This window comes from Lysinibacillus sp. FN11 (genome assembly GCF_024628845.1).
Taxonomy (GTDB): Bacteria; Bacillota; Bacilli; order Bacillales_A; family Planococcaceae; genus Lysinibacillus; species Lysinibacillus capsici.
Window position 1 is genome coordinate 3008122 of the sequence record NZ_CP102383.1, and the last position, 23102, is coordinate 3031223.

Below are 23102 nucleotides of genomic sequence, written 5' to 3' on the forward strand. Positions count from 1 at the left end.
TTAACGTTGACTCTAGCTTACAAAATAACTGTGCAAAAGTAAAGAAAAAACTGCATAAAATTTAATGCAGTTTCTAATTTTTTGTTTCATTTTATATCTTTTTCGTCGTTTGCGCATGTTTTACTTTGATTTGCGGCTTGCCAAAACGTCTTTCTAAAACACCTTCAATCCACAACATTTCCTCCTCTACCAGCAGGTCTTGGACTAATTGAAAGGTTTGTGGAAAAAATGTAATGGAAACTGTTCCAAACTCATCCTGTAGCTGAACAAAAGCCATTTGCTCACCTTTTTTTGTACGGATCTTCTTCACTTCTTCAATCAGACCAATCATTTTTATTGGGGTACCATCACGCTTCTGCTTTAACTCTCGGCAGGTACTATTGATATCCGCCCAGAAGAGTCTTTCCTGTGCAACAGGATGGGTAGAAATATAAAAGCCCAAGCTCTCTTTTTCATGCATCAATTTTTCCTTCTGGGACATTGCTTCTGCCTGCATATATTTTGGTTTACCAAAACTAAATGCCATTGCTGATGCCAAATCAATATCTTCAGTAGGCCTTAAAAGTTCCGCGTGTTTCAAAGCTGCCTCTACTGTCATGATGAGGACTGCTCTATCTTTTTCTAGATAATCAAGCGCCCCGGCATATATCAATGATTCCAACACTTTTGGCTTAAAATGCTGCGCACTTAAGGCAACAGCTAGATCAAATAGGTTATTTAATACCTCTGGATTTGTTTGACGGAGTCCATGTATTTTTTCTATAAATGTATGAGGCACACCCTTAATTCCTGATAAGCTGTAGCGAATGCCTTCATTTTCTACCGTAAAATATTTCGTACTATTTTTTAATGAAGGTGGATAAAATGGGATGCCCTTTTCTTTTGCCTCATGGACAAATTGTTGAATCTTTTCTACATTTCCAGTGGCATTTGATAATAACGCTGCATAAAAGTTTTGAGGGAAATGCGCCTTTAAATATGCCATTTGATAGGAAATAACACTATAGGCCACAGCATGACTTTTAGGGAAACCATAATCCGCAAAGCGTACAATCAGTTCGTATACTTCTTCAGCTAAACGCTGATCAAAGCCTTGGCGTAGCGCCCCCTGAACAAATGCTGTGCGTTGTTCCTCTAAAACTTGTCGATTTTTTTACTCACTGCGCGGCGAAGCAAATCTGCCTGCCCCATTGTAAAGCCGGCCAGTACGGATGCAATTTTAATAATTTGCTCTTGATAAACGATCACACCAAAGGTCTCTTGTAGAATAGGCTCTAGCACTGGATGTGGCATCGTTACCATTTCTCTACCAGCTTTCCGTTTTGCATAGACAGGAATAAAATCCATTGGACCTGGGCGATAAAGTGCATTTACAGCCACAATATCTAAAAAACTTGTAGGACCGATATCACGCAAGGCTTGTTTCATACCGTCTGATTCTAATTGAAAGATCCCCAGCGTATCCCCTCTTTGTAATAGTTGAAACGTCTTGTCATCATGCATTGGGATTCGCTCGAATTCTATCCAAGGACCACCAGCTTTATAAATTGACCAACGTATTTGCTCTAAAATAGTGAGATTTCGCAAGCCTAAAAAATCCATTTTGACGAGACCACATGCTTCAATATCTCCCATTGGCCATTGCGTACTATAAATACCATCATGCCCTTCTTCAATCGGTACAGTATTCACTAAAGGCGATGGAGCGATGACAATACCAGCTGCATGTATAGACGAATTTCTTGGTAGTCCCTCCAATTTTAATGCCACCTCGTACCAACGCAAATGCATATCATTCTCCGCTAACCAGCTTTGAAAGTTCTGTGACTCTCCAACAGCTCTTTGTAATGTAATACCCGGCTTATTTGGAATCATCTTCGAAATTTTTTCTAGCATTTCCGCATCAAAGCCAAATACCCTTGCAACATCCCTGGCAACTGCTTTTGCAGACAATGTACCAAATGTAATAATTTGTGCGACATTTGCTTTGCCATACTTTTGGGCAACATACTGAATGACTTGATGTCTTTTACTATCAACAAAATCGATATCAATATCAGGTAAGGTAATTCTTTCAGGATTTAAAAAGCGTTCGAATAATAAACCATAGGCAAGTGGATCTACTTGGGTAATCGAAAGACTATATGCCACAAGCGAACCTGCTGAGGAACCACGTCCAGGTCCCGTCAAAATTCGATTTTCTTTTGCATAACGCATGAAATCTGCCACAACCAAAAAATAGTCAGCAAAGCCCATAGAGCAAATAATTTCAAGTTCATACTGTAATCGCTCATGGTAAGCAACGGGTATTGCCAGTTGCTTGAATCGCTCTTCTAATCCAGTAAATGCTTCTTTAGCAAGCAAGCTTTCAGCTGTTTCACCTTCAGGTACAGGAAATTTAGGCATTTGCACAGTCATTTTTGGTAAATCAGCTCTACAGCAAGCAAGCATTTTCGTACTGGAATCAAGCCAATCTGGATGATCAGCAAACCAATTTTGCCATTCGAATGCTGTTGGGGCAAAATAGCCCTGTACATCAGCTGTTTGCATAGTATTACTAAGCTTTTCTCCTGTATCAATTGCTCTTGCTACTTCATAAGCAAAATGATCTTCTGGACGCAAGAAATAACAGCTTTGAGAGGCTACAAGAGCAATAGCATGTTCTTCACACCAAGAAACGAATTCATCTTCTTGTTCAGCCTTTATTCCTCCAGGTCTAGCAATCCCCATATAGAAATGATGGTTAAAAAGTTGGACCAATGCAGAAACCATTGCCTGCCAGTCATCTACATCAGTTAAATCGTCTGAAGAAAGTAGAGCTATACAGCCTGCTGAATATCCCTCAAGCCATTTCCACGGCAGCACATCATCTTGTCTAATTGAAATCGCACTACTAATCTTTAATAAATGTTGATAGCCCTCCTGTGTCCGCGCATATAGGACGAGGGGAAGCGTTTTATCATGCCACTGAACGTTAACCGAAAGCCCTATAACCGCATGGATATTTGCTTGCTGCAAGGCTTTACAAAAAGGCAAAAGCCCGTACAATTTCGTATTAACGATTGCACAGGCTTGTGTCTTTTGTTCTTGTAAAAAAGGAATCAATTGCTCAAGCCGAATTGTGCTTTTCAATAAATCCGCGCTCGTATGCATCTTTGTATATACATGTGTCAAATGAATCCCTTCCTTTTCTCTGTTAATGATATGCTTTACAAATCTCTTTTAATCTTGCAATAACAAGGTCTGCTTCTTCCCATGAATAGGCAGTAGCACCAGATGCAAGCGGATGTCCGCCACCGTTAAATTCTTTCGCTAATGTATTGATAACGGGACCCTTCGAACGTAATCGTACACGGATCTGATCCCCTTCTTCAATGAAAACAACCCATGAGCATATATCTTTAACACTGCCAAGGCAGCCTACTAATAAAGAAGCCTCAGATGGCACAGTATCATGCTCTGCCAGTAATTCTTTTGTTAGCTTCACATAGGCTGCTCCATGCTCATCCATTGTAAAGTTTTGATAAATATATCCCTGTAAATTAAGTAACTTTTGCTCCATTTCATACATGCCATCGAATAGTTGATTTCGATCAAAATCATATGTAATCAGATCCGCAGCAACTTTAAATGTTTTAGCTGTTGTACTTGGGAATTGGAATCTACCTGTATCGCCCACTATTCCTGCAAATAATAAGCGTGCAGCAGCATCTGAAAGCTTCCAGTTTGCTGCTTCCTTGCCTTCTACATATAATTCATAGATCATTTCACTACAAGAGCTTGCTGTCGTGTCCACCCATAAAAGATCACCATAAGCATCATCATTTGGATGATGATCAATTTTTATCACCATTTTTCCTTTTGTGTAGCGTTGGTCGTCAACACGTTCTGTATTAGCAGTGTCAGTGACAATTACTAAAGCATTCTCATACACTTCATCCGCTATTTCATCAGGCTGTGCCATAAAAGATAAAGAAGCATCATGTTCCCCTACAGCAAAAACCTTTTTCTCAGGATAATTGGCTAAAATAATCTCTTTTAAGCCTTGCTGCGAGCCATAAGCATCAGGATCAGGACGTACATGACGATGGATAATAATGGTTTCATTGGCCTCAATTGTGTCGATGATTTGTCTTTTCACAATAATTTCCCCCAAAATGATAGTAAGAACCGTTAGCATTTTCGCATAATTATCGTTACAATAATGTCTAGTTATGCTAGGAGGTTTACTATGCTCAATTTAATATTTGTGTTTGCGATTATCATATCTTTTGTTTTTTATTTTTATTTTAAAACAAAACAATTCCGTTCTCCATTACCTATTGCTAAAAACTGGTATAAAAGCAAAGCGAACATCGGCTTAGGTTCCTTAATTTTGTCATTTGCTTTAAATCAAGCTTATTTATTCCCGAGCTTATTTACATTTATTATTGTAGCAATTCTTGCCGCGCTCGGCATCTTAGTTATTATAGAAAATATAAAAAAAGCACGTCATTATGGACAATTTGTTGAGGAAGAATTCCGCATTAATCAATAATATATGTAACAAAGGGATGACCAAGCAATTGCGCTAGGCCATCCCTTTTCAATACTTAACGTTCTAATAGTTGGAACATCATCATTGCCTTACCAACAAGCATTTGTTGATTATACACTTCAAAATCCATTTTCACAAACTTACGACTCATATCTAAAATCCGAGGCTTAACAGTTAGCGTACTTTCCATTTGGACTGGTTTAATAAAATAAATAGTCATATTCTCTGCCACTGCATCTCCACGTTTACGTCGTTTTAATGCGAATGAACCGACCTCAGCCAGTAAAGTTGTAAAAGCACCGTATGAAATTGCTCCATATTGATTGGTCATTTGTGGTGTGACTTTAAATTCAACTATGAGTTCTTCATCACCTAATACCTTCATTTCATTTTTCACTAAATCATCAATCGTTTCACCGTGCTGTGGCTGTCTTTGTGCTAATTGCAACGCCTTCAGTACATCTTGACGGCTAATAACACCCTGTAAAATATTGTCGTCATCTACAATTGGTAAGAGATCAATCCCCTCCCAAATCATTCGATGCCCTGCAGAGGCGACACTCATTTTCATGGAGCCAGCAATCGGGTTTTTCGTCATTACTTTTTCAATAAGCTCGTTTTCTTCACGACCAATGACGTCTTTTACGGTAATCATACCGACCAGTTTATTTTGGTGGGTAACTACAGGAAATGCACCATGGGTAGTTCGTTCATTCAGCTTCTGGAAATGATGAATTGTTTCATCACTTTTTAATGCTGCAGTGTCAGTCATTGGTACATAAATGTCTTCGATAAAAAGAATATCTTTTTTAATCAATTGGTCATAGATTGCCCGATTAATCATTGTTGCTACTGTAAACGTATCGTAGCTCGTTGAAATAATTGGTAAATCCAAAGAATCTGCAAGCAACTTATTATCTTCCGTAGTATCAAAACCGCCCGTGATTAAAACAGCTGCACCCGCTCGAAGGGCATTTTCATGTGCTTTAATACGGTTACCAACAATTAATAAGCTACCTGCATCCGTGTAACGCATCATGTCCTCTAATTGCATGGCACCAATAACAAATTTTGTTAGTGTTTTATGTAGACCTGATTTACCACCTAAAACTTGGCCATCTACAATATTAACAATTTCTGCAAAAGTTAAGCGCTCAATATTTTCTTTCTTTTTTTCTCAATACGAATTGTTCCAACACGTTCAATAGAACTTACTAAGCGACGATTTTCAGCTTCCTTTATTGCACGGTAAGCCGTTCCTTCACTCACTTGCATTTCCTTTGCTATTTGCCGTACTGAAATTTTATCGCCCACGGGTAGTGATTCGATGTATTGTAAAATTTTCTCATGTTTTGTAGACAAAATATCACCTATTTCCTAAGCTTCAATTCTGCTCTTAGTGTACCATATTTTTTAAGAAAATATTTAATATAAAGTGATGAAATAGTTTAACTTTCCCCATCATTTCAACTACCAGCGTGGTGTCAATTCATATAGTACAGCATTACCAACGATTAGAAACAGTTTACTTTTTCGCCAGCTTTCAAAATTTGAACTTCTGTATTTTGTACTAAATCTGCAAAAATTTGCGGATCTTGCTCGATTGGTGGAAAAGTATTGTAATGCATCGGTACGACAATTTTCGGTTTTAAAAACGAAACTGCACAGGCTGCATCCTCTGGCCCCATTGTAAAATTATCACCAATCGGTAAGAATGCTATATCAATTGGATGTCGTTCACCAATTAGTTTCATATCACCAAAAAGAGCTGTATCGCCCGCATGATAAATCGTTAATCCTTCAATAAATAATAAAATTCCGGCAGGCATGCCCATATAAATAATTTCGTTATTTTCTGTTACATAAGAAGATCCATGAAAGGCTTGTGTAAACTTTACTTTACCGAAGTCAAATTCCTTCGCACCACCTATATGCATCGGGTGTGTTTTTACACCTTGCCAAGAAATCCAATTAGCCAGCTCATTTGGCGCAATCACTAGCGCATCTTTTTTCTTCGCTAATTCTACTGTATCTCCAACATGATCATTATGGCCATGTGTAAGTAAAATAATATCTGGCGCTTCATCAGCCACTTTTAAGTCTGTTTGCCCATTGCCATTAATAAAAGGGTCAATTAATATCGTTTTTCCATTTGATTCAATTTTTACAACTGAATGCCCATGATAACTTATTTTCATCTTAACATCCTCCTCGGTTAACAAATACAGTTCAACATTTTAATTCGCTACCCATGCGCTTTTTCCCTTTTTTTGATATGCTTGTACAGAGAATAATGGTAGTTTTCTCTAACAGCCTTATACCCTGTTAGAGCATAATTATTCAGTACTCGATAAGAATCCTCGCTACTTTTTTCGGCAGTCGAAGCTTTCTTACGTAAAATTTTCCATGCAATAAAAGGAGGACATATTGATGTCGACGGTTGAAGAAATCCAACGTTACTTGCAGCAAAATCATATCGATGCAGCGTTCGTAACAACACCTGACAATGTTTTTTACGTTTCAGGCTTTAAAAGTAATCCACATGAAAGATTACTAGGAGTCATGATTTTTAAAGATGTGGAGCCTTTTCTAATTTGTCCACAAATGGAGATTCCAGATGCAAAGGCTGCTGGTTGGTCTTATGAGGTAATTGGTCATCAAGATACAGAAAATTCGATGGAAGTTCTTGCTCAAGCGATCGTAGCACGCCAAATCACCCCAGCTACATTTGCTATTGAAAAAGCACAACTCATCGTTGAGCGCTTGGAAGCTTTACAGCAATCTTTCCCTCAAGCTAGCTTTGTGCGTCTTGACGAAAAGATTAATGCGATGCGCGTAATCAAAGATGAAAGTGAATTAGAAAAATTACGTAAAGCTGCTGAATTGGCCGATTATGCAATTGAAATCGGTTGCAAGGAAATTGCTGAAGGTAAAACAGAAATGGAAATCCTAACAGCAATCGAAAGTGCCATTCAAGATAAAGGATGTAAAATGTCTTTTGAAACAATGGTATTGAGTGGTCCAAAAACGGCCTCTCCTCATGGGAAACCAGGTGCACGTAAAATCGAAAAGGGTGATATGGTACTATTTGACCTTGGCGTTATTTACGATGGCTATTGCTCAGATATTACACGTACTGTAGCTTTTGGTGAACCTAGCGAAGCACAAAAAGAAATTTATCAAACTGTTTTAGCTGCCAACACAAATGCGGTCGCAGCAGTAAAACCAGGTGTTCGTGCGATGGACTTAGACAAAATTGCGCGTGATACAATTACAGAGGCTGGCTATGGTGAATATTTCACGCACCGCCTTGGACATGGTCTTGGTATTTCTGTACATGAATTCCCATCTGTTACAGGTGCAAATGAGATGACGATGGAAGAAGGTATGGTCTTTACGATTGAGCCTGGCATTTATAAATCAGATGTAACAGGCGTACGTATTGAGGATGATGTTGTCGTTACAAAAGATGGCGTTGAAGTATTAACAAAATTCCCGAAAGATTTAATCATTCTATAATGCAAAAAAGGAAGCAATTAGTGTGCTTCCTTTTTCTCTTTCTAACAAAGTTTATTGAATTAACTCATCCACATTGACAAATGGTAGCCCTTGTGAATCTGCCACTGCTTTATAAACTAGTTGTCCATCTAATGTATTCACACCTTTTTTCAGTGCTGCATTATCAAGGCAAGCTTGTTTGTAGCCTTTGTTAGCAATTTGAAGTGCATATGGAATTGTATTATTTGTTAAAGCAATTGTAGAAGTACGTGGTACCGCACCAGGCATATTAGCAACTGCATAGTGTACAACGCCATGCTTCACATATGTTGGATCATCATGTGTTGTCACACGGTCAGATGTTGCAAAAATACCACCTTGGTCAATTGCGATATCGACTACAACAGAGCCGGCTTGCATTGACTGAATCATTTCTTCCGATACAAGTTTCGGTGCTTTTGCGCCTGGGATTAGTACCGCACCAATAACTAAATCTGAATCTTTCACTGATTGTGCAATATTATATGGATTAGACATTAATGTTTGAACATCACGTCCAAACATATCTTCTAATTGACGTAAACGTTCTGGACTTAAATCGATAACTGTCACATCAGCACCCATGCCAACAGCAATTTTTGCAGCATTTGTACCTGCAATACCACCGCCAATTACTGTCACTTTTCCACGTTGTACACCCGATACACCACCTAGTAAAATACCTTTACCAGCATGGTTTCTCTCTAAGAACTGTGCACCAATTTGTGTAGCCATTTTACCAGCGACTTCACTCATTGGTGTTAACAATGGTAATGAACCATTTGCTAATTGTACTGTTTCGTAGGCAATTCCTACTACTTTTTTATTTAAAAGTGCCTGAGTTAATTCAACCTCTGGCGCTAAGTGTAAATAAGTGAATAAAATTTGACCCTCGTAGAAGTAATCATACTCAGAAGCTACGGGTTCTTTTACCTTCATAATCATTTCTTGGGACCAAGCTTCTTTAGCTGTTTGAACAATATGAGCACCTGCTGCAATGTAATCAGCATCCGTAAAGCTTGAACCTAGCCCCGCTCCTGTTTCAATGTACACTTCATGCCCTGCATGTGTTAAAGTGACAACTCCTGCTGGTGTCATTGCTACACGATTTTCATTGTTTTTAATTTCCTTTGGAATACCAATCTTCATTGTTTCCTATCCCCTTCCATAACGTAAGAAATAAGCATCATTTATGTAACTAAACTTGATGCACCCCTTGCACTTCCATATTACCAAACAATTGCAAAAAAAGCTTTAACTAATGCAAATACAGATAAAATTTATAAGATTTCCAAAATAACAAATATTCAAACGTTGTATAACATTATAAATTACTATATTTAAAAACTAAAAAGGAGTATAAGTAGCAGTTAATGGAGCTGATTCATGTGTAGTTGAAACCAACCAAAGAACGTTTACACACTGCAAATAGTGGGAATTAGATATTTATAATTAATTAACATTTCTACATGAAATGCCTTCACATTTTCATAATTTTTCTTGCGGAAAGTATTTCCTTTAGAAAATCATTTGGTATAATCAACATATACAAATCAGGGAGGTTTTTCAAATGGCTAATCATTATAAAAGCATTGTTGTTGCAGTAGACGGTTCAAAAGAAGCTGAATACGCGTTTCGTAAATCAATTGATGTTGCAAAACGAAACGAAGGTGCAGTGTTAAATCTAGTAAATGTAATCGATACTCGTTCATTTGCTGCTATCGAAGCATATGACCGTTCCATTGCAGAGCGTGCTCAAGCATTTTCTGAAGAACTATTAAATGGTTACAAAAAGCAAGCTGAAGATGAAGGTTTAACGAACGTTAATCTTATCATCGAGTATGGCTCTCCAAAAAATATCATAACAAAAGAGCTTTCTAACATCGTAGACGCAGATTTAATCATTTGTGGTGCAACTGGTCTAAATGCAGTAGAACGCTTCCTAATCGGTTCTGTATCTGAGGCTATCGTACGTTCAGCTAAATGTGACGTACTAGTTATCCGTACGCCAGAAAACTAATTTGTAATACATAAAAAGGTATCCTTGTATAGGATACCTTTTTACTTGCACTTAAGAGCAATTACTTGCCCTCTTTCCATATCTTCACTTTTTCAAAGAATAGCGCAAGTGCCTGCTTATTCTGCATATTTGGTACTTTAGCTAATAGGACTTCTTTAGGAGCTTTCAATTCCTTCGATTGTTTTTGTAAAATCACAATGCTCTTCTCTAATGATTTATTCGCAAACATGGAGTCAGGTAATTGAATAATCGCTTGAATCCACGCATGCTTTTGAATGTATTTGTGTAATTGCTTAGACTGCTCTGACTCAAAAAGATGAGCTGGTGCAAGGAAAAATAAATAGCCGCCATCCTTTGTATAATTCATTGATTGCTCGATGAATAAATGATGGGCATAACTCATTCCCTCCGCTGGACATAATTCATAATCGAGCGCCACTTCTTCATTGGGATAATAACCTACAGGTAAATCACAAACAACGGCATCAACTGGATTCACCAATAAATCTTCTAATGCATCTTGACGGTATAAAGAAATAGGTTGTTCTGTTAAATCAGCAGTTGCCGCAGCAAGGCGAATAAGTAGCTCATCCACCTCTACACCTGTTGCTTCTACTTTTCCATCTAATAAATTCATAACCGTCAGTAATAAATTGCCCGTGCCTACTGCTGGATCCATGATCGAGATCTTTTCATTTTCAAGACGCTCTGCAAAAATCTGCTCCACAAAGTAGCCCACTAATAGCCCTAACGTATCAGGAGTCATTTGATGATTCGGTTGTGAGCCTTTGCGCATTCCTTTTAAAATAGCAATTTGAATCGCTTTACGAATATCCTCTTTTGTTGCATCTTTTTGAGAAAAATCAACTTCACCATCAAGCCATGCCTCTAACCCATTTAATAATCCCTCTAGTAACGTTATATTGTGTTCTTTTTCGATTTTTTCGGCATGCTCATTTAGCAAACCAAATAACTTTTCGATATTTTCCATATCTAACTTCCTTTCACGCAGAAAAGAGCCGTGACAAACACTTGTCACAGCCCCTTTGTCTAGTATTATCTTAGCCTAAAAGCAGCTTATTATGCTAGTGCTTTGACAGCTGCAATGGCCGCTTCATAATTTGGATGATCTGTAGCTTCAGGTACATATTCAACATATGTTACTTTATTGTTTGCATCCACAACGAATACTGCACGTGTCAGAAGACGTAATTCTTGAATGTATACGCCATATGCCTCACCAAATGAAAGGTCGCGGTGATCTGATACAGTTTGGACTGCATCAATACCTGCTGCACCACACCAACGCTTTTGAGCGAATGGAAGATCCACAGATACTGTATAAATGACTACATTATCACCTAAGTTAGCTGCTTCCTCATTGAATCGACGTGTTTGCGCATCACATACACCAGTATCTAATGATGGTACAACACTAAATAAACGAATTTTCCCTTCTGAATCATTTAATGTTACAGGTGATAGGTCATTCGCTAATACCGTAAAATCTGGAGCTTGATCGCCCACCTTTACTTCATTTCCTACTAGTGTCACTGGACCATTTTTAAATGTTACTTGTGCCATATAAACGCCTCCTAATCATCATATGTACATAATATTACTAAATGAAGGGAATTAATTGCAACTATGATAGCTTACATACTTAGAAATAGATAAGACTGTCTCATAATTTGAGACAGTCTTATGTTTATTGTTCATTCTTTTCCTCTATCTTGGCTAAGTCTATTTTTTCTTCTTGTACAGTAATTTCTACATGTTCTTCTTGTTTTGGTAAAGTAGTCGGTGTTGAAGCCTTTTCAATAAAGATTTTTTCGTGCACCACTGTTGTATCGGCAAAATAATCATGTAAACCTTGATTTTCTGGTAAAATCACTACCAAAATATACAGTGGCATAAAAATATTATTGATGATACGACCAATCCAATCACGGAATAACACATCTGACCAAGTTAGCTGATCGTGCTTTAATGAAATTACACGTAATCCAAACACCATTTTCCCTAGTGTTTGCCCAAAGAACTTGGTCATCAGCACAAAATAGCTATAGTAGAAAATTGCTGTAATAATAGAAATTGGCGCATACCAAACAGAATCAGATAAAGACCAATCCATTAAATAGAAGATAGGATTGACGAGTATTCCACCTACAGCAGAAATGATGAATCCATCTAATAAAAATGCCCAAAATCGTACCCAAAAACCAGCAGTTTTTAAAGCATAGTTTTTTTCATTTACTGATTCTCCTGAGGTATTTATATAGAACCCATTTTCCATAGAGGGTGAACCTTGCATAACAATTTCATTGTTTGTCATTGTGCTCCCCCTTAGTATTCCCCATATAGATACATCATTTTCGGTGCGCTATAGTCCGTCATGATTTTCATTAGCATTTTTTCTTCGGCAGAGGGACCGAACATGGAGCCAATTTTCATACCTACGTATGATTGCCAGCCACCCATATCGTATGAATACTCAAATAAAGCCGCTTCTTCAAGTCCATAATCTTCACGAAGAGCTGCAATGGCCGCTTCTTCATCACCAATTTCATCAATTAACCCTGCTTCAAGCGCTTTTGTACCACCAAGAATACGACCATCTGCAACCTTCTTCACTTCTGCTTCAGACATATTACGTCCTTGCTCTACAATATCTACAAATTCTTCGTACGTTTCATTAATCATATCTTGCATCATTGCACGTTCCTCAGCTGTCACTTCACGCATTGGACTTAGCATATCTTTATGCTCTCCAGATTTAAACGTCTCAAATTTGACCCCTACTTTTTCAGCAAGCTCTTGATAGTTAATAGATTGCATGATAACACCAATAGAGCCTGTTATTGTATCACGATGGGCAAATATTTTATCTGCTGGTGCCGAAATATAATAACCACCTGAAGCTGCCATAGAATCCATCGATACATAAATTGGAATTTGTCGTTCTTCTTTAATTTTTAGTAGCTTTTTATAGATATCTGCAGATTCCTTTACACCACCACCTGGTGAATTAACGCTTAAAACAACACCCTGTATGGACTCATCATATAAAATATTATCCAATTGTTCTAAGAAAAATTGATGATCATAGGCAACTGGTTGCCACAATGTACTTGAGCCGATATCTTGAATCGTTCCATCTACCTTTAAATAAGCAATTCGCTTATCAAAATTTTCCCCTTCAATGACATTTTCATATACATCTAAGCTATTACCTGCCATTAAGCTATCAAAATTACCTAGGAAATCTGCTTTAAATAGCGCAAAAATGGTATTAATTCCCAACGAAAATAATAAGAGAACACCTGCCACTACTAAAGCAACCCACCTTTTTACATTCATGTCTTTCCGCCTCCTCAACACGTAATACGTATGACTTGCCAATTTGTTTCATTTTTTTGCAATAATTAAACACAAAAAGCTTTAAGCTATGTATTTCCTCATATTACCTTACCTAAAAAAAATAAAAAAATCAAAGTCCATACCTTTGATGAACTTTGATTTTCGACATTATTTCCTAGGAAATGATTATAATTGGAGGTGTTTGACTTCATGTTGTCGTAATTCGACACGTCTAATTTTCCCAGAAGATGTTTTCGGTAGCTCCTCTACAAATTCAATAGCACGTGGATATTTATAAGGAGCGGTTAATGATTTCACATGACTTTGGAGTGTTTGAATAAGCGCTTCATCACCTTTTTCACCATTGCGCAGAACAATAAATGCCTTGACAATATTTCCCCTTACTTTATCAGGGCTCGCAATAACAGCAGCCTCTTTTACGGTTGGATGTTTCATTAAAGCATCCTCTACTTCAAAAGGGCCAATTGTATAGCCTGAGGATATAATAACATCGTCTCCTCTCCCATCAAACCAAAAGTAGCCATCTTCATCTTTATAGGCACGATCTCCTGTAATATACCAATCCCCTCGAAATTGTAAATTTGTACGTTCAGGATCATTTAAATATTTTTTAAAGAGGGCTGGTGTTTCACGATGAACAGCAATATCACCAACTTCTCCGATTGTAACGGGTTTGCCCACATCATTAATAATTTCAACAGTGTTGCCAGGAGTAGGTTTTCCCATAGAGCCAACTCTTGCTTCCATCCCTACCATTGTGCCTACTAATAATGTATTTTCCGTTTGTCCATAGCCATCTCGCACTTGTAATTTAAATGTTTCCAAGAATACTCTAATGACCTCACTATTTAATGGCTCACCAGCTGATACAGCTTGGCGAATTGCACTTAAATCATACTCATGTAAATTATCAAGCGCTGCCATAAAACGATATTCAGTTGGTGTACAGCATAGTACATTGATTTTGAATCTCTGAAGCAATGCTAAATAAGAAGATGCTTCAAATTTACCTTTGTAGACAAATGCAGTAGCACCACTGCCTAAAGTAGCCAGAAACGGACTCCATATCCATTTTTGCCAGCCTGGTGCTGCAGTCGCCCAAACAATATCATTTTCTTGTACACCCAACCAATGTGGTGCTGTTGTTCGTAAATGAGCATAGCCCCAACTATGAGTATGCACTGCTGCTTTTGGATTTCCTGTTGTTCCACTTGTATAGGCTAAAAATGCATTGTCTGTGCTTTTTGTTGGGATAGGATTTATGTAGGTTGTAGATTGATTATACATTTTTTCAAGTATGTTCTGCCAAGGTTTATGTGCATTCCCTATGACAAATTGTTGGATGTCTTGTAAATTCCCCACCTTATCGAACTGTTCAATATAGGGTTCAAATGCAATAACCGCTTTAGCATTTGCATGACGAATTCGATACTCAATATCCTTTGTTCTTAACATTTCAGAACTTGGAATAATAGTTAAACCTGCTTTTAATGCAGCAATATACACAATATATGCTTCCACTGAACGGGGTACCATCACTAAAATGACATCACCTTTCTTTAAACCTTGCTTGGTGAATACATGTGCTGCTTGATTCGCTTTTTCCAATAAATGTGCATATGTAATACATTGGATGTCTTGGTTTTCTTCATAAATGATTAAAGCATTTTTGGTTGCATCCTGAGCATATTTTTCAATTTCCTCTACTATGTTATACCATTCTGGTGCAACTAAATCTTGTCTTTTCATGGCAATTGCCCCCTTTTGTTATGACACATTATAAAACTCTTTTTTCAGCATTTTCAATGGTTTGTGTTTAATTTCGGTAAAGTCATGACAACTATCATACTCTCCTATATGGCATCGGTCACATTTTATCTATAGGAAAACTTGCTATTGAATACAAATGAAAAGTATGGTACATTTTGGTCAACTAAAAGCAAGATTGCAGGGGGACTCGCAAGAGTTGAGAAGGTAAAACCTGACCCTTTGAACCTGTTAGTTAATACTGACGTAGGGAGCAATAAACATCTTTTTTCAGATGAAAGGCTCTTTTCGTGCATTTTTACACAAAAAGAGCCTTTTTTGCATGCTTACGTCCATCCCTAAAGGAGGACTACAATGATTTTTCAAACAATTCGTCAACAACAACCACTTATACATTGTATTACCAATTATGTAGTGGCAAATTTTCAAGCAAATGGTTTATTAGCGATAGGTGCTTCACCAGTAATGGCCGATGACTGCCAAGAGGTAGAGGAGATGGTAGCCATTGCTCAAGCATTATTAATTAATATTGGAACACTTAATAATCGCACAAAAAGTGCCATGTTATTAGCAGGTGAAAAAGCCAATACACTTGATATTCCTGTTGTTTTAGATCCTGTCGGAGTTGGAGCCACAACTTACCGTAAGGAAACCGTAAAATATTTACTTGAAAACATACAATTTGCCGTTATTCGCTGTAATCTCGGCGAGCTAGCAGCAATAGCTGGTGTAAATTGGCAACAAAAAGGTGTCGATAGTGGTCATGGCACTATCGCTATGGAAGCAGAAGCCGTATCATTGGCTCAACGCTATCAATGCATTGTTATTGTCACAGGAGAACGCGATTTTATAACTGATGGCAAGCATAGTCAATGGATCGCTGGTGGTCATCCACAAATGACGGAAGTAACGGGTACAGGTTGTTTACTTAGCGCAATTTGTGGCGCAGCCTATAGTGTAAGCCATAACCCTTACCAACAATTAATAGAAACACTTACTTACTATAAAAAAGCAGGTGTACTGGCATCAGCATTTACTGCAGACATTGGTGATTTTCAAATAGCCTTACTCAATGCTATACATCGCTTATCAAAGGATGGTGTAGCTTCATGCATATTGTAACAACAATCGCTGGCTCAGATAGTGGTGGTGGCGCGGGTATACAGGCTGATTTAAAAACATTTCAGGAATTAGAAGTGTTTGGTACTTCTGTGATTACTGCTTTAACTGCTCAAAATACTTTGGGTGTAACAGGTGTTTGCCCAATTGACGTTTCCTTTATAAAAAAACAATTCGAGGCCTTGGTAGAAGATTTTCCAATCGCTGCGATTAAAACAGGAATGCTTTATTCCTCAGATATTATCAAAGCAATTGCACACACGATCAGTGAGCTAAACATTCCACTGATTGTTGATCCGGTGATGATTGCAAAAGGTGGGGAAAGCCTATTACAGCAAGAAGCTATCGATGCCTTATGCTCAACTTTACTACCACTTGCTACGGTTGTTACGCCTAATATACCTGAGGCAGAGACACTTACTGGGAAAGCTATACATCATTTTGAAGATATGAAAGAAGTAGCTCAAAGCTTGTTACAGCTAGGTGTACAATGTGTCATCATTAAAGGTGGTCATTTAGCAGATCCACTTTATGCCATTGATTATGTATTTTTTAAAAATGGACGTTCTTTTTCGATGCAGTCTCCTCGAATCCAAACAAAAAATACGCATGGTACTGGATGTACATTTTCCGCAGCACTTACTGCTTTTCTTGGACAAGGATTCACTCTGGAAAATGCCATTATAGAAGCTAAAAAATTTATCCAATTAGCTATTATGTATAATTTATCGATTGGAAATGGTCATGGACCCACTAATCATTTTGCTTATCAACAGCATAAGGAAGCCTGTGAGGTGATTATTCATGAAACGTGAGGATTTGCAGCTTTATTTTATTATGGGTACGAGCAATGTTCCTCCTCAAGAACAACCACTCTATATCCTAGAAAAAGCCTTGCAAGCAGGCATTACAATGTTTCAATTTCGCGAAAAAGGTCCTCATGCGTTAACTGGACTTGCCTATGAACAATTTGCACGCCAATGTCAAAAACTATGTCATCAATATAATGTGCCCTTCATCATTAATGACGATGTTGATCTAGCGATACGACTCGGCGCTGATGGTGTTCATATCGGACAAGATGATTTACCTGTAAGTGTAGCACGTAAAAGAGTTGGGAAAATGATTCTTGGTGTATCTGTCCATTGCGAGGAAGAATTGCAAATAGCTATTAACCATCAAGCTGATTATGTTGGTATCGGTCCAATCTTTCCAACATCCTCTAAAAGCGATGCACAACCACCATGTGGCACAACTTTTTTACAGGAGGCTCATTCACTGCATCCTGAATTACCAATTGTAGCAATCGGTGGAATAAATTTCACAAATGCACATTCTGTATTTCAAACGGGGGTTGATGGTGTTGCTGTTATTTCAGCTATCTGTCAAAGCAAAGATGTTGATCATACAGTAGCTACATTTAGATCTCTAACTCGTATAAATAAATGATCAAATAAACAAACTAAAACCAGTGCCTTTTACGGTCACTGGTTTTAAGTTTATAAATGCTTAATCAGCATTTATTGGTTGTTGTTTGGCATACCTTTTAATTGAGATTCTGCCATTTGTACAAGACGTTTAGTGATTTCACCACCAACGGAACCGTTGGCACGAGCTGAAGCTTCAGCTCCTAATTGAACACCAAATTCTTGTGCAATTTCGTATTTCATTTGATCTAGTGCTTGTTGTACACCAGGTACTGCAAGCTGGTTTGAACTGCGGTTGTTGTTTGAAGCCATGTTTCTCACCTCCTTGTGAATATAGAATGTGCGATATTAGATTTTTAATACAAAAAAATTAGAGGTAAATTGTACCTCTATTGGAATATCGATATCCATACAAAAAGGCCGTCTCAAAATGGGCTTTGAGACGGCTTTTAAATCCTTATAGTAGATCTGCAAATTTATCTTGTTGTTCTTCTTTCTTAGGGAAAATATAGACCTCGCGATTCTTCACTGCTCGCTCGATCAATTCATCAAAGTCAGAGAAGCTTTCATAATGCTCAACCTTTTCAAGCTTCGGTTTTGTTTTTGGACTTGCTGGTGTAAAAATCGTGCAGCAATCTTCAAATGGCTGAATAGATGTTTCGTATGTGCCGATTTTTTCTGCAATATCAATAATTTCTAATTTATCTGTTGAAATCAGCGGACGAAGAATAGGTGTATTTGTTACTGCGTTTATTGCTGTTAAACTTTCAAGCGTTTGACTCGCTACTTGCCCCAGACTTTCACCCGTTACAATAGCAAGTGCACCAATTTCCTCACGCACCTGATCAGCAACCTTCAACATCATTCGGCGTGTTGTAGTCATCGATACGTTAGAAGGTACTTTTTCTTTAATAAGAACTTGTATTTCAGTAAAAGGAATGACATGTAAACGAATACTAGCACCAAATTTTGTTAATTCATTGGCAAGCACTTTAACTTTTTCCAATGAATTTTGGCTTGTATAAGGTGGACTAAAGAAGTGAATTGCCTCTAATCGCACACCACGCTTCATCATTAAATAACCTGCAACAGGGCTATCAATACCGCCAGATAGCATTAATAAAGACTTGCCATTTGATCCTACAGGCATTCCACCTGCACCAGGAATGACTTGTGCCATCATATAAGTTGCATCATGGCGAACTTCTACACGTAGCTCAATATCAGGCTGCTTCACTTTAACGGATAAATTTTGAAATTGTGGTAAAACATAGCCCCCGATCTCACGTTGGATGGCATGAGATTCTAAAGGAAATGTTTTATCAGTACGTTTTACCTCTACTTTAAATGTATGTGGCTCGTCTTTAAATGTCTCCATAATCGTGATAGCAAGCTTTTTCATACTGTCCATATCTTTTTCGCATGCAGCAACAGGGCTAAATGATTGAATACCAAAAATTTTAGGTAAACCTGTAATTAGCATTTGCATTTGTGCTTCGTCTTCTATGGCAATAAACATACGGTCGCGTTCTGTGCGAATATGCAGTTGACCTAAATCTGCAAAGGCATGACGAATATTTTCACGTAAGCGGCGGATAAAATCCATTTTGTTGCGACCTTTTGTAGAAAGCTCACCATATCTAATTAAAATTTCTTTCCAAATCATTTACTTATTTTCTCCTTTGAGTTCCAACATTACTTCTGCTAGTACTTGTTTAAAGTTTTCTATATCTTCTATTGTGTTATGTGCGCCAAAGCTAAGGCGAATCACACCTTTTTTATAATGCTCATCAAGGTGAAGCGCCTCGACTACATGACTTGTTTTCGTTTGCTTGGAAGAACATGCACTTGATGTCGACACAATGACACCACGTTTTTGCATAGCATTAATAATGACTTCCCCTTTTAAATCTCGAACACTAAATGATACAATATGCGCAGCTCCCTGTGGGGTTGATAAAACATGGACTGCTTCGCCGAAACTTTCTAGCTGAGTACGGATTTCATCTTGCCATTGACGGTATTTATTTGTGCGTTCGTTCATTGTTTCAACAGCAAGTCGAGCCGCTTTCGCTAAAGCAACAGCTTGCGGAACTGCTACAGTACCACTACGCATACCAAATTCCTGACCTCCACCAAGAGCAAATGGCTGCCATCTTATGGGTTTACGGAATGCTAACACTCCTGAGCCTTTAAAGCCATGTATTTTATGGCCAGAGATAGAAATACAGTCAGGTCCTTCTTCTTTAAAGGATATTGCTAATTTCCCAAAGCTTTGCACAGCATCAACATGAAAGGCAGCACGACTCATTTCATGAATCATTTTTGCAGCTTCCTTTATAGGCTGAATTGCACCCATTTCATTATTCACATGCATGATGCTAACTAAAATTGTTTCTTTTCGTATTTTAGTACGAAGCTCATCTAGAGAAATCACACCATTTCGATCTACACGAAGATATTCAACATCATAGCCCTCTTTTTCAAGCTGTTTCATTGTTTCTAGCACTGATGGATGTTCGATTTCAGTCGTTAAAATATGCTTTCCTATATGCGTATTACTACGTGCTATGCCAAAAATAGCAGCATTATTTGATTCTGTACCACCTGAAGTAAATAGCACATTTTTTGCCTCTGTCTGCAAAATATCTGCTACTTGCTCACGCGCACGTATTAATAAATCATTTGCTTCAACACCCATAGCATGAATGGAAGCTGGGTTGGCATAATACTGCTCATTCACAACCATAAATGCCTGCATAACCTCTTTTAATGGCTTAGTTGTTGCACTATTATCTAAATAAATTGTATTAACCATAACTTTTCACACACTTTCAAAACGTTGATTTAACGGTATTTATCATAACGCAATCTTTGGCGATTGACCACTAACTTTAACGATTCTTTAAATTTTAATTGATATCCTACATTTTTTTCACCATCGTGACAAACTCTGTTGGTGTACTAAATTCAATTGCTTTCACAAAACCAAATTTTTCATAAAGATGAATTGCTCTCTTATTAAATAGGGCAACTGTTAAACGTAATGGTAGATGATGTTCTTCTTGAACTGTTTGAACAATAAACGAAAAAAATGTCGTTCCTAATCCTTGACCTGTTAGATTTGGCTTCATACCAATTCCAATATCTATACAGTATTCTTCATACGCTCCGATATCTTGCCCTTTTGGCACTTGTGCTGCCGTACCTGTACAATAATAGCCAATTAATTCACTATGATTATTAAAGATCGCAAAGTAAGGATTATCAAGCATTTCTTTTACATTTTCACCCGATAATTCATTATTGTAAAAATTGTAAGGTGCTACATATTGCCATTGTAAAATTTCACTTGCAAAATGTTCATTCATTTCTTTGTTCGACAGTTTCATACTGAATCACATCCTAATCTAAGCATAAATAGAAAGCTGTCTAAAAAGTAATCGCTATACTTTTTAGACAGCTCAAAATGTTATTTGAATTATTTTGCTATGAATTCTTCGGCAACCATTTCTTGAATACGCTTTAAGGCACCTGGCTCCATTTCTTCCACTGCAGTACCTGCTTCTTCTAAAGCCTTTGCATAACGGAATTGGTGGAAAGCCTCTTCTGCTTCTCGTAAACGTCCGTTCAATTTTGGGTTCGATGCGCGATGGCGATTACCGTACTGAATAATACGTTCAATGAGCATCACATTTTCTATTAACTCATGTGCCTTTACTTTAACATCCTCTACACAGAGTGTTGCTGCATTTAGATTATTATGAACAGTACCCATATTAAGTGGTACTTCTTGCAAGCTTTGCATGACAACATAGATGTGCTCTGCTGCCTCATCAAGTCTTGCATCCATCTCCTCAGGAATTCCTGGAATATTTGCCTTGTTCAATAAACGATCAGTATCCTGTAATATTTTCTTTAAGTTTTCGACTTGAGCGCGTGCCTTATTTTCATCTATTCGAAGTTTCTTCATTGTATTCGATAGATGACCTTGTTCTTCATGAATTCGTTCAAGCTCTTCACTAATTTCGATTAACTCTTCCTGTAAGCTAGAATAAGCTGATTTTTCTTCACTAACTCGCATAGCTAATAGATCATAGCGACGTTGCAGTGCTTCCAATTGTTTTAAAGCGACTTTTGGAATTTCGGCATCTTTTTCATTTAAATGATAACTTTGCTGTACATACGTTGCCTCGTCATTCACCAATTTTGTTGAAGAAATGACATTGGTAATAGAACTTAATAAACGATCACAATTTTGATCTACATAATTTTTAGCAATAACCTCTTTTTCAAGTAAATCATAAAAATGGTCGATTTCTTCATTTATTTCTGTCACACGCGGTTTAACAACTTTTAAATTCAGCTCTGCAAGTTCGAGTTTTAATGCCTCAAATTCTTTTTCATATTTATTAAGTGCATCTGTCAATTCTAAATGCTGTAAATAGTAAGATTGGTCTTCCATTTCACGCTGACCATTACGCAACTCCTGAACCGCACCTGGTAGCTTTACTTGAATTTCCGTTAAGATGGTTGGAACATCATTAATATATTCGAATGTCTGCTGTGATTCTTGATTTAAGCTAATGACAATTTCTCGCGCTTGCAAATAATTACCTTCATTTGTTAGGACATCGAACTCTTCAAATTTTTGAACAAATGTCTCTAGCTTCTTCTCTAATGCAGGTAATGCTACACCGAATGAATGTTGATGAGCCAGCAATGTCTTTCTTGCAGAGCGATAGTATTCCTTTAATTGTTCGATTTCAATTCGATTTTTTTCTTCGCTGCCAATTAATTCATTCAGTTCTTCTAAAATTTTATTTTTATCTTGGTCGCATTTCTCAATGTAATCTTCAATTTCACGTTCTATAAAAGTTGCCCTTTTAAAACGAAGTCGATTAATTTGATCCTCAGCATCAAATAGAAGAGAATCGATTTTAGTCATATGTACGTCGATGACTTCATCCCAAGTATTACGCCATCGTTCAAACATTTCTTCCGTTTCACCGTTCATGTTTAAAGATTTTACTTTTGAAATTTCTTCATTTATAGGATTATGTTGTATTTGTAATTTTTCATTTTCTAGTTTTGCAATAATTGCAACATGTTTTCTTCGCATCATAAATCCTACTATGGCTAAAATTAATAGTAGGATAATCGGAATGATGATATACTCCATCGTAAGCCTCCTATTCTACAATAAACGAATTGGCTAGTTGTATTTATTATATACTATGTTTTCGCCTTTTGTACTAAAATTTAAGTGTTTTTCAGAAAACTGTATTTTCGCTATTGAGAAATACTTAAATAG

At 37.4% G+C, this 23102-nt stretch carries 19 protein-coding genes, 2 pseudogenes and 1 riboswitch; of the genes and pseudogenes, 6 read left to right on the forward strand and 15 right to left on the reverse strand.

The features are described 5' to 3' along the window. Window positions 1–91: 91 nt before the first annotated feature. Window positions 92–3174, reverse strand: a pseudogene (gene dnaE, locus NP781_RS15975) (DNA polymerase III subunit alpha). 22 nt (window positions 3175–3196) lie between these two features. Next, complete coding sequence (locus tag NP781_RS15980; RefSeq protein ID WP_221680988.1) at window positions 3197–4141, reverse strand: DHH family phosphoesterase; 945 nt, start codon at window positions 4139–4141, stop codon at window positions 3197–3199. A 90-nt stretch (window positions 4142–4231) separates the two neighbouring features. Here NP781_RS15980 and NP781_RS15985 point away from each other — a divergent pair, with 90 nt between their 5' ends. Further along, the gene (locus NP781_RS15985; RefSeq protein WP_221680989.1) at window positions 4232–4537 is read left to right on the forward strand and encodes a YtpI family protein; all 306 of its coding nucleotides are present in this window, start codon (window positions 4232–4234) and stop codon (window positions 4535–4537) included. 55 nt (window positions 4538–4592) lie between these two features. Here the strand turns inward: NP781_RS15985 and NP781_RS15990 are convergent. Continuing rightward, a pseudogene (locus tag NP781_RS15990) lies at window positions 4593–5899 on the reverse strand (DRTGG domain-containing protein). Between the two features lie 152 nt (window positions 5900–6051). Further along, a complete protein-coding gene (locus NP781_RS15995) occupies window positions 6052–6735 on the reverse strand; it encodes a metal-dependent hydrolase (RefSeq protein ID WP_257520346.1) in 684 nt (227 codons plus the stop codon). A 232-nt stretch (window positions 6736–6967) separates the two neighbouring features. On the opposite strand from NP781_RS15995, the gene NP781_RS16000 reads away from it, so the two are divergent. Further along, window positions 6968–8056 (forward strand): M24 family metallopeptidase, encoded by a 1089-nt coding sequence (locus NP781_RS16000; protein ID WP_257520347.1) that lies wholly within the window; start codon window positions 6968–6970, stop codon window positions 8054–8056. 51 nt (window positions 8057–8107) lie between these two features. Here NP781_RS16000 and ald read toward each other — a convergent pair whose 3' ends face one another. Then, on the reverse strand, window positions 8108–9223 hold the full coding sequence (gene ald, locus NP781_RS16005) for an alanine dehydrogenase (RefSeq protein ID WP_257520348.1): 1116 nt from the start codon (window positions 9221–9223) through the stop codon (window positions 8108–8110). Between the two features lie 421 nt (window positions 9224–9644). On the opposite strand from ald, the gene NP781_RS16010 reads away from it, so the two are divergent. Next, complete coding sequence (locus NP781_RS16010) at window positions 9645–10094, forward strand: universal stress protein (protein WP_004226191.1); 450 nt, start codon at window positions 9645–9647, stop codon at window positions 10092–10094. Window positions 10095–10155: 61 nt separating this feature from the next. Here NP781_RS16010 and NP781_RS16015 read toward each other — a convergent pair whose 3' ends face one another. From NP781_RS16015 to mbcS, 5 genes are all read right to left on the reverse strand, one after another. Next, window positions 10156–11085, reverse strand: coding sequence for a class I SAM-dependent methyltransferase (locus NP781_RS16015; protein WP_221680992.1), 930 nt, complete (start codon window positions 11083–11085; stop codon window positions 10156–10158). Between the two features lie 89 nt (window positions 11086–11174). Next, window positions 11175–11678: a thiol peroxidase gene (tpx, locus tag NP781_RS16020; protein ID WP_004226187.1), complete on the reverse strand. Its 504-nt coding sequence runs from the start codon at window positions 11676–11678 to the stop codon at window positions 11175–11177. Window positions 11679–11802: 124 nt separating this feature from the next. Next, on the reverse strand, window positions 11803–12429 hold the full coding sequence (locus NP781_RS16025; RefSeq protein ID WP_257520349.1) for an RDD family protein: 627 nt from the start codon (window positions 12427–12429) through the stop codon (window positions 11803–11805). Between the two features lie 11 nt (window positions 12430–12440). After that, window positions 12441–13454 (reverse strand): signal peptide peptidase SppA, encoded by a 1014-nt coding sequence (gene sppA / locus NP781_RS16030; RefSeq protein ID WP_257520350.1) that lies wholly within the window; start codon window positions 13452–13454, stop codon window positions 12441–12443. 186 nt (window positions 13455–13640) lie between these two features. Further along, window positions 13641–15224, reverse strand: a complete 1584-nt coding sequence (gene mbcS, locus NP781_RS16035) for an acyl-CoA synthetase MbcS (protein WP_221680994.1) — start codon at window positions 15222–15224, stop codon at window positions 13641–13643. A 190-nt stretch (window positions 15225–15414) separates the two neighbouring features. Beyond that, a riboswitch (TPP riboswitch) is annotated at window positions 15415–15512 on the forward strand. 84 nt (window positions 15513–15596) lie between these two features. On the opposite strand from mbcS, the gene thiM reads away from it, so the two are divergent. Genes thiM through thiE form a run of 3 tightly spaced genes read left to right on the forward strand, consistent with a single transcriptional unit; the run spans window position 15597 to window position 17810 of the window. Next, window positions 15597–16364, forward strand: a complete 768-nt coding sequence (gene thiM / locus NP781_RS16040; RefSeq protein ID WP_257520351.1) for a hydroxyethylthiazole kinase — start codon at window positions 15597–15599, stop codon at window positions 16362–16364. Then, complete coding sequence (thiD, locus tag NP781_RS16045) at window positions 16352–17176, forward strand: bifunctional hydroxymethylpyrimidine kinase/phosphomethylpyrimidine kinase (protein WP_257520352.1); 825 nt, start codon at window positions 16352–16354, stop codon at window positions 17174–17176. The genes thiM and thiD overlap by 13 nt, the downstream gene beginning before the upstream one ends. Next, window positions 17166–17810: a thiamine phosphate synthase gene (gene thiE / locus NP781_RS16050; protein ID WP_221680997.1), complete on the forward strand. Its 645-nt coding sequence runs from the start codon at window positions 17166–17168 to the stop codon at window positions 17808–17810. Before thiD ends, thiE begins: the two co-directional genes overlap by 11 nt. Window positions 17811–17881: 71 nt before the next feature. Here the strand turns inward: thiE and NP781_RS16055 are convergent, their stop codons facing one another. The 5 genes from NP781_RS16055 to ezrA all read right to left on the reverse strand — a co-directional run bounded on the left by NP781_RS16055 (window position 17882) and on the right by ezrA (window position 22970). Beyond that, window positions 17882–18100, reverse strand: a complete 219-nt coding sequence (locus NP781_RS16055; protein WP_004226165.1) for an alpha/beta-type small acid-soluble spore protein — start codon at window positions 18098–18100, stop codon at window positions 17882–17884. Window positions 18101–18245: 145 nt separating this feature from the next. Further along, complete coding sequence (gene thiI / locus NP781_RS16060; RefSeq protein WP_048393538.1) at window positions 18246–19454, reverse strand: tRNA uracil 4-sulfurtransferase ThiI; 1209 nt, start codon at window positions 19452–19454, stop codon at window positions 18246–18248. Then, window positions 19455–20606: a cysteine desulfurase family protein gene (locus tag NP781_RS16065; RefSeq protein WP_257520353.1), complete on the reverse strand. Its 1152-nt coding sequence runs from the start codon at window positions 20604–20606 to the stop codon at window positions 19455–19457. It lies immediately after the preceding gene. A gap of 106 nt (window positions 20607–20712) precedes the next feature. Further along, window positions 20713–21180: a GNAT family N-acetyltransferase gene (locus tag NP781_RS16070; RefSeq protein ID WP_257520354.1), complete on the reverse strand. Its 468-nt coding sequence runs from the start codon at window positions 21178–21180 to the stop codon at window positions 20713–20715. An 89-nt stretch (window positions 21181–21269) separates the two neighbouring features. Further along, entirely contained in the window at window positions 21270–22970 is a 1701-nt protein-coding gene (gene ezrA / locus NP781_RS16075; protein WP_257520355.1) for a septation ring formation regulator EzrA, read from the reverse strand. Window positions 22971–23102 lie beyond the last annotated feature (132 nt).

Excerpts from the sequence above, each read along its gene's own strand:
- NP781_RS15985 (WP_221680989.1), top strand. The coding sequence starts at position 4,232 with ATGCTCAATTTAATATTTGTGTTTGCGATTATCATATCTTTTGTTTTT.
- NP781_RS15995 (WP_257520346.1), bottom strand. The coding sequence starts at position 6,735 with ATGAAAATAAGTTATCATGGGCATTCAGTTGTAAAAATTGAATCAAAT.
- NP781_RS16000 (WP_257520347.1), top strand. The coding sequence starts at position 6,968 with ATGTCGACGGTTGAAGAAATCCAACGTTACTTGCAGCAAAATCATATC.
- ald (WP_257520348.1), bottom strand. The coding sequence starts at position 9,223 with ATGAAGATTGGTATTCCAAAGGAAATTAAAAACAATGAAAATCGTGTA.
- NP781_RS16010 (WP_004226191.1), top strand. The coding sequence starts at position 9,645 with ATGGCTAATCATTATAAAAGCATTGTTGTTGCAGTAGACGGTTCAAAA.
- NP781_RS16015 (WP_221680992.1), bottom strand. The coding sequence starts at position 11,085 with ATGGAAAATATCGAAAAGTTATTTGGTTTGCTAAATGAGCATGCCGAA.
- tpx (WP_004226187.1), bottom strand. The coding sequence starts at position 11,678 with ATGGCACAAGTAACATTTAAAAATGGTCCAGTGACACTAGTAGGAAAT.
- NP781_RS16025 (WP_257520349.1), bottom strand. The coding sequence starts at position 12,429 with ATGACAAACAATGAAATTGTTATGCAAGGTTCACCCTCTATGGAAAAT.
- sppA (WP_257520350.1), bottom strand. The coding sequence starts at position 13,454 with ATGAATGTAAAAAGGTGGGTTGCTTTAGTAGTGGCAGGTGTTCTCTTA.
- mbcS (WP_221680994.1), bottom strand. The coding sequence starts at position 15,224 with ATGAAAAGACAAGATTTAGTTGCACCAGAATGGTATAACATAGTAGAG.
- thiM (WP_257520351.1), top strand. The coding sequence starts at position 15,597 with ATGATTTTTCAAACAATTCGTCAACAACAACCACTTATACATTGTATT.
- thiD (WP_257520352.1), top strand. The coding sequence starts at position 16,352 with ATGCATATTGTAACAACAATCGCTGGCTCAGATAGTGGTGGTGGCGCG.
- thiE (WP_221680997.1), top strand. The coding sequence starts at position 17,166 with ATGAAACGTGAGGATTTGCAGCTTTATTTTATTATGGGTACGAGCAAT.
- NP781_RS16055 (WP_004226165.1), bottom strand. The coding sequence starts at position 18,100 with ATGGCTTCAAACAACAACCGCAGTTCAAACCAGCTTGCAGTACCTGGT.
- thiI (WP_048393538.1), bottom strand. The coding sequence starts at position 19,454 with ATGATTTGGAAAGAAATTTTAATTAGATATGGTGAGCTTTCTACAAAA.
- NP781_RS16065 (WP_257520353.1), bottom strand. The coding sequence starts at position 20,606 with ATGGTTAATACAATTTATTTAGATAATAGTGCAACAACTAAGCCATTA.
- NP781_RS16070 (WP_257520354.1), bottom strand. The coding sequence starts at position 21,180 with ATGAAACTGTCGAACAAAGAAATGAATGAACATTTTGCAAGTGAAATT.
- ezrA (WP_257520355.1), bottom strand. The coding sequence starts at position 22,970 with ATGGAGTATATCATCATTCCGATTATCCTACTATTAATTTTAGCCATA.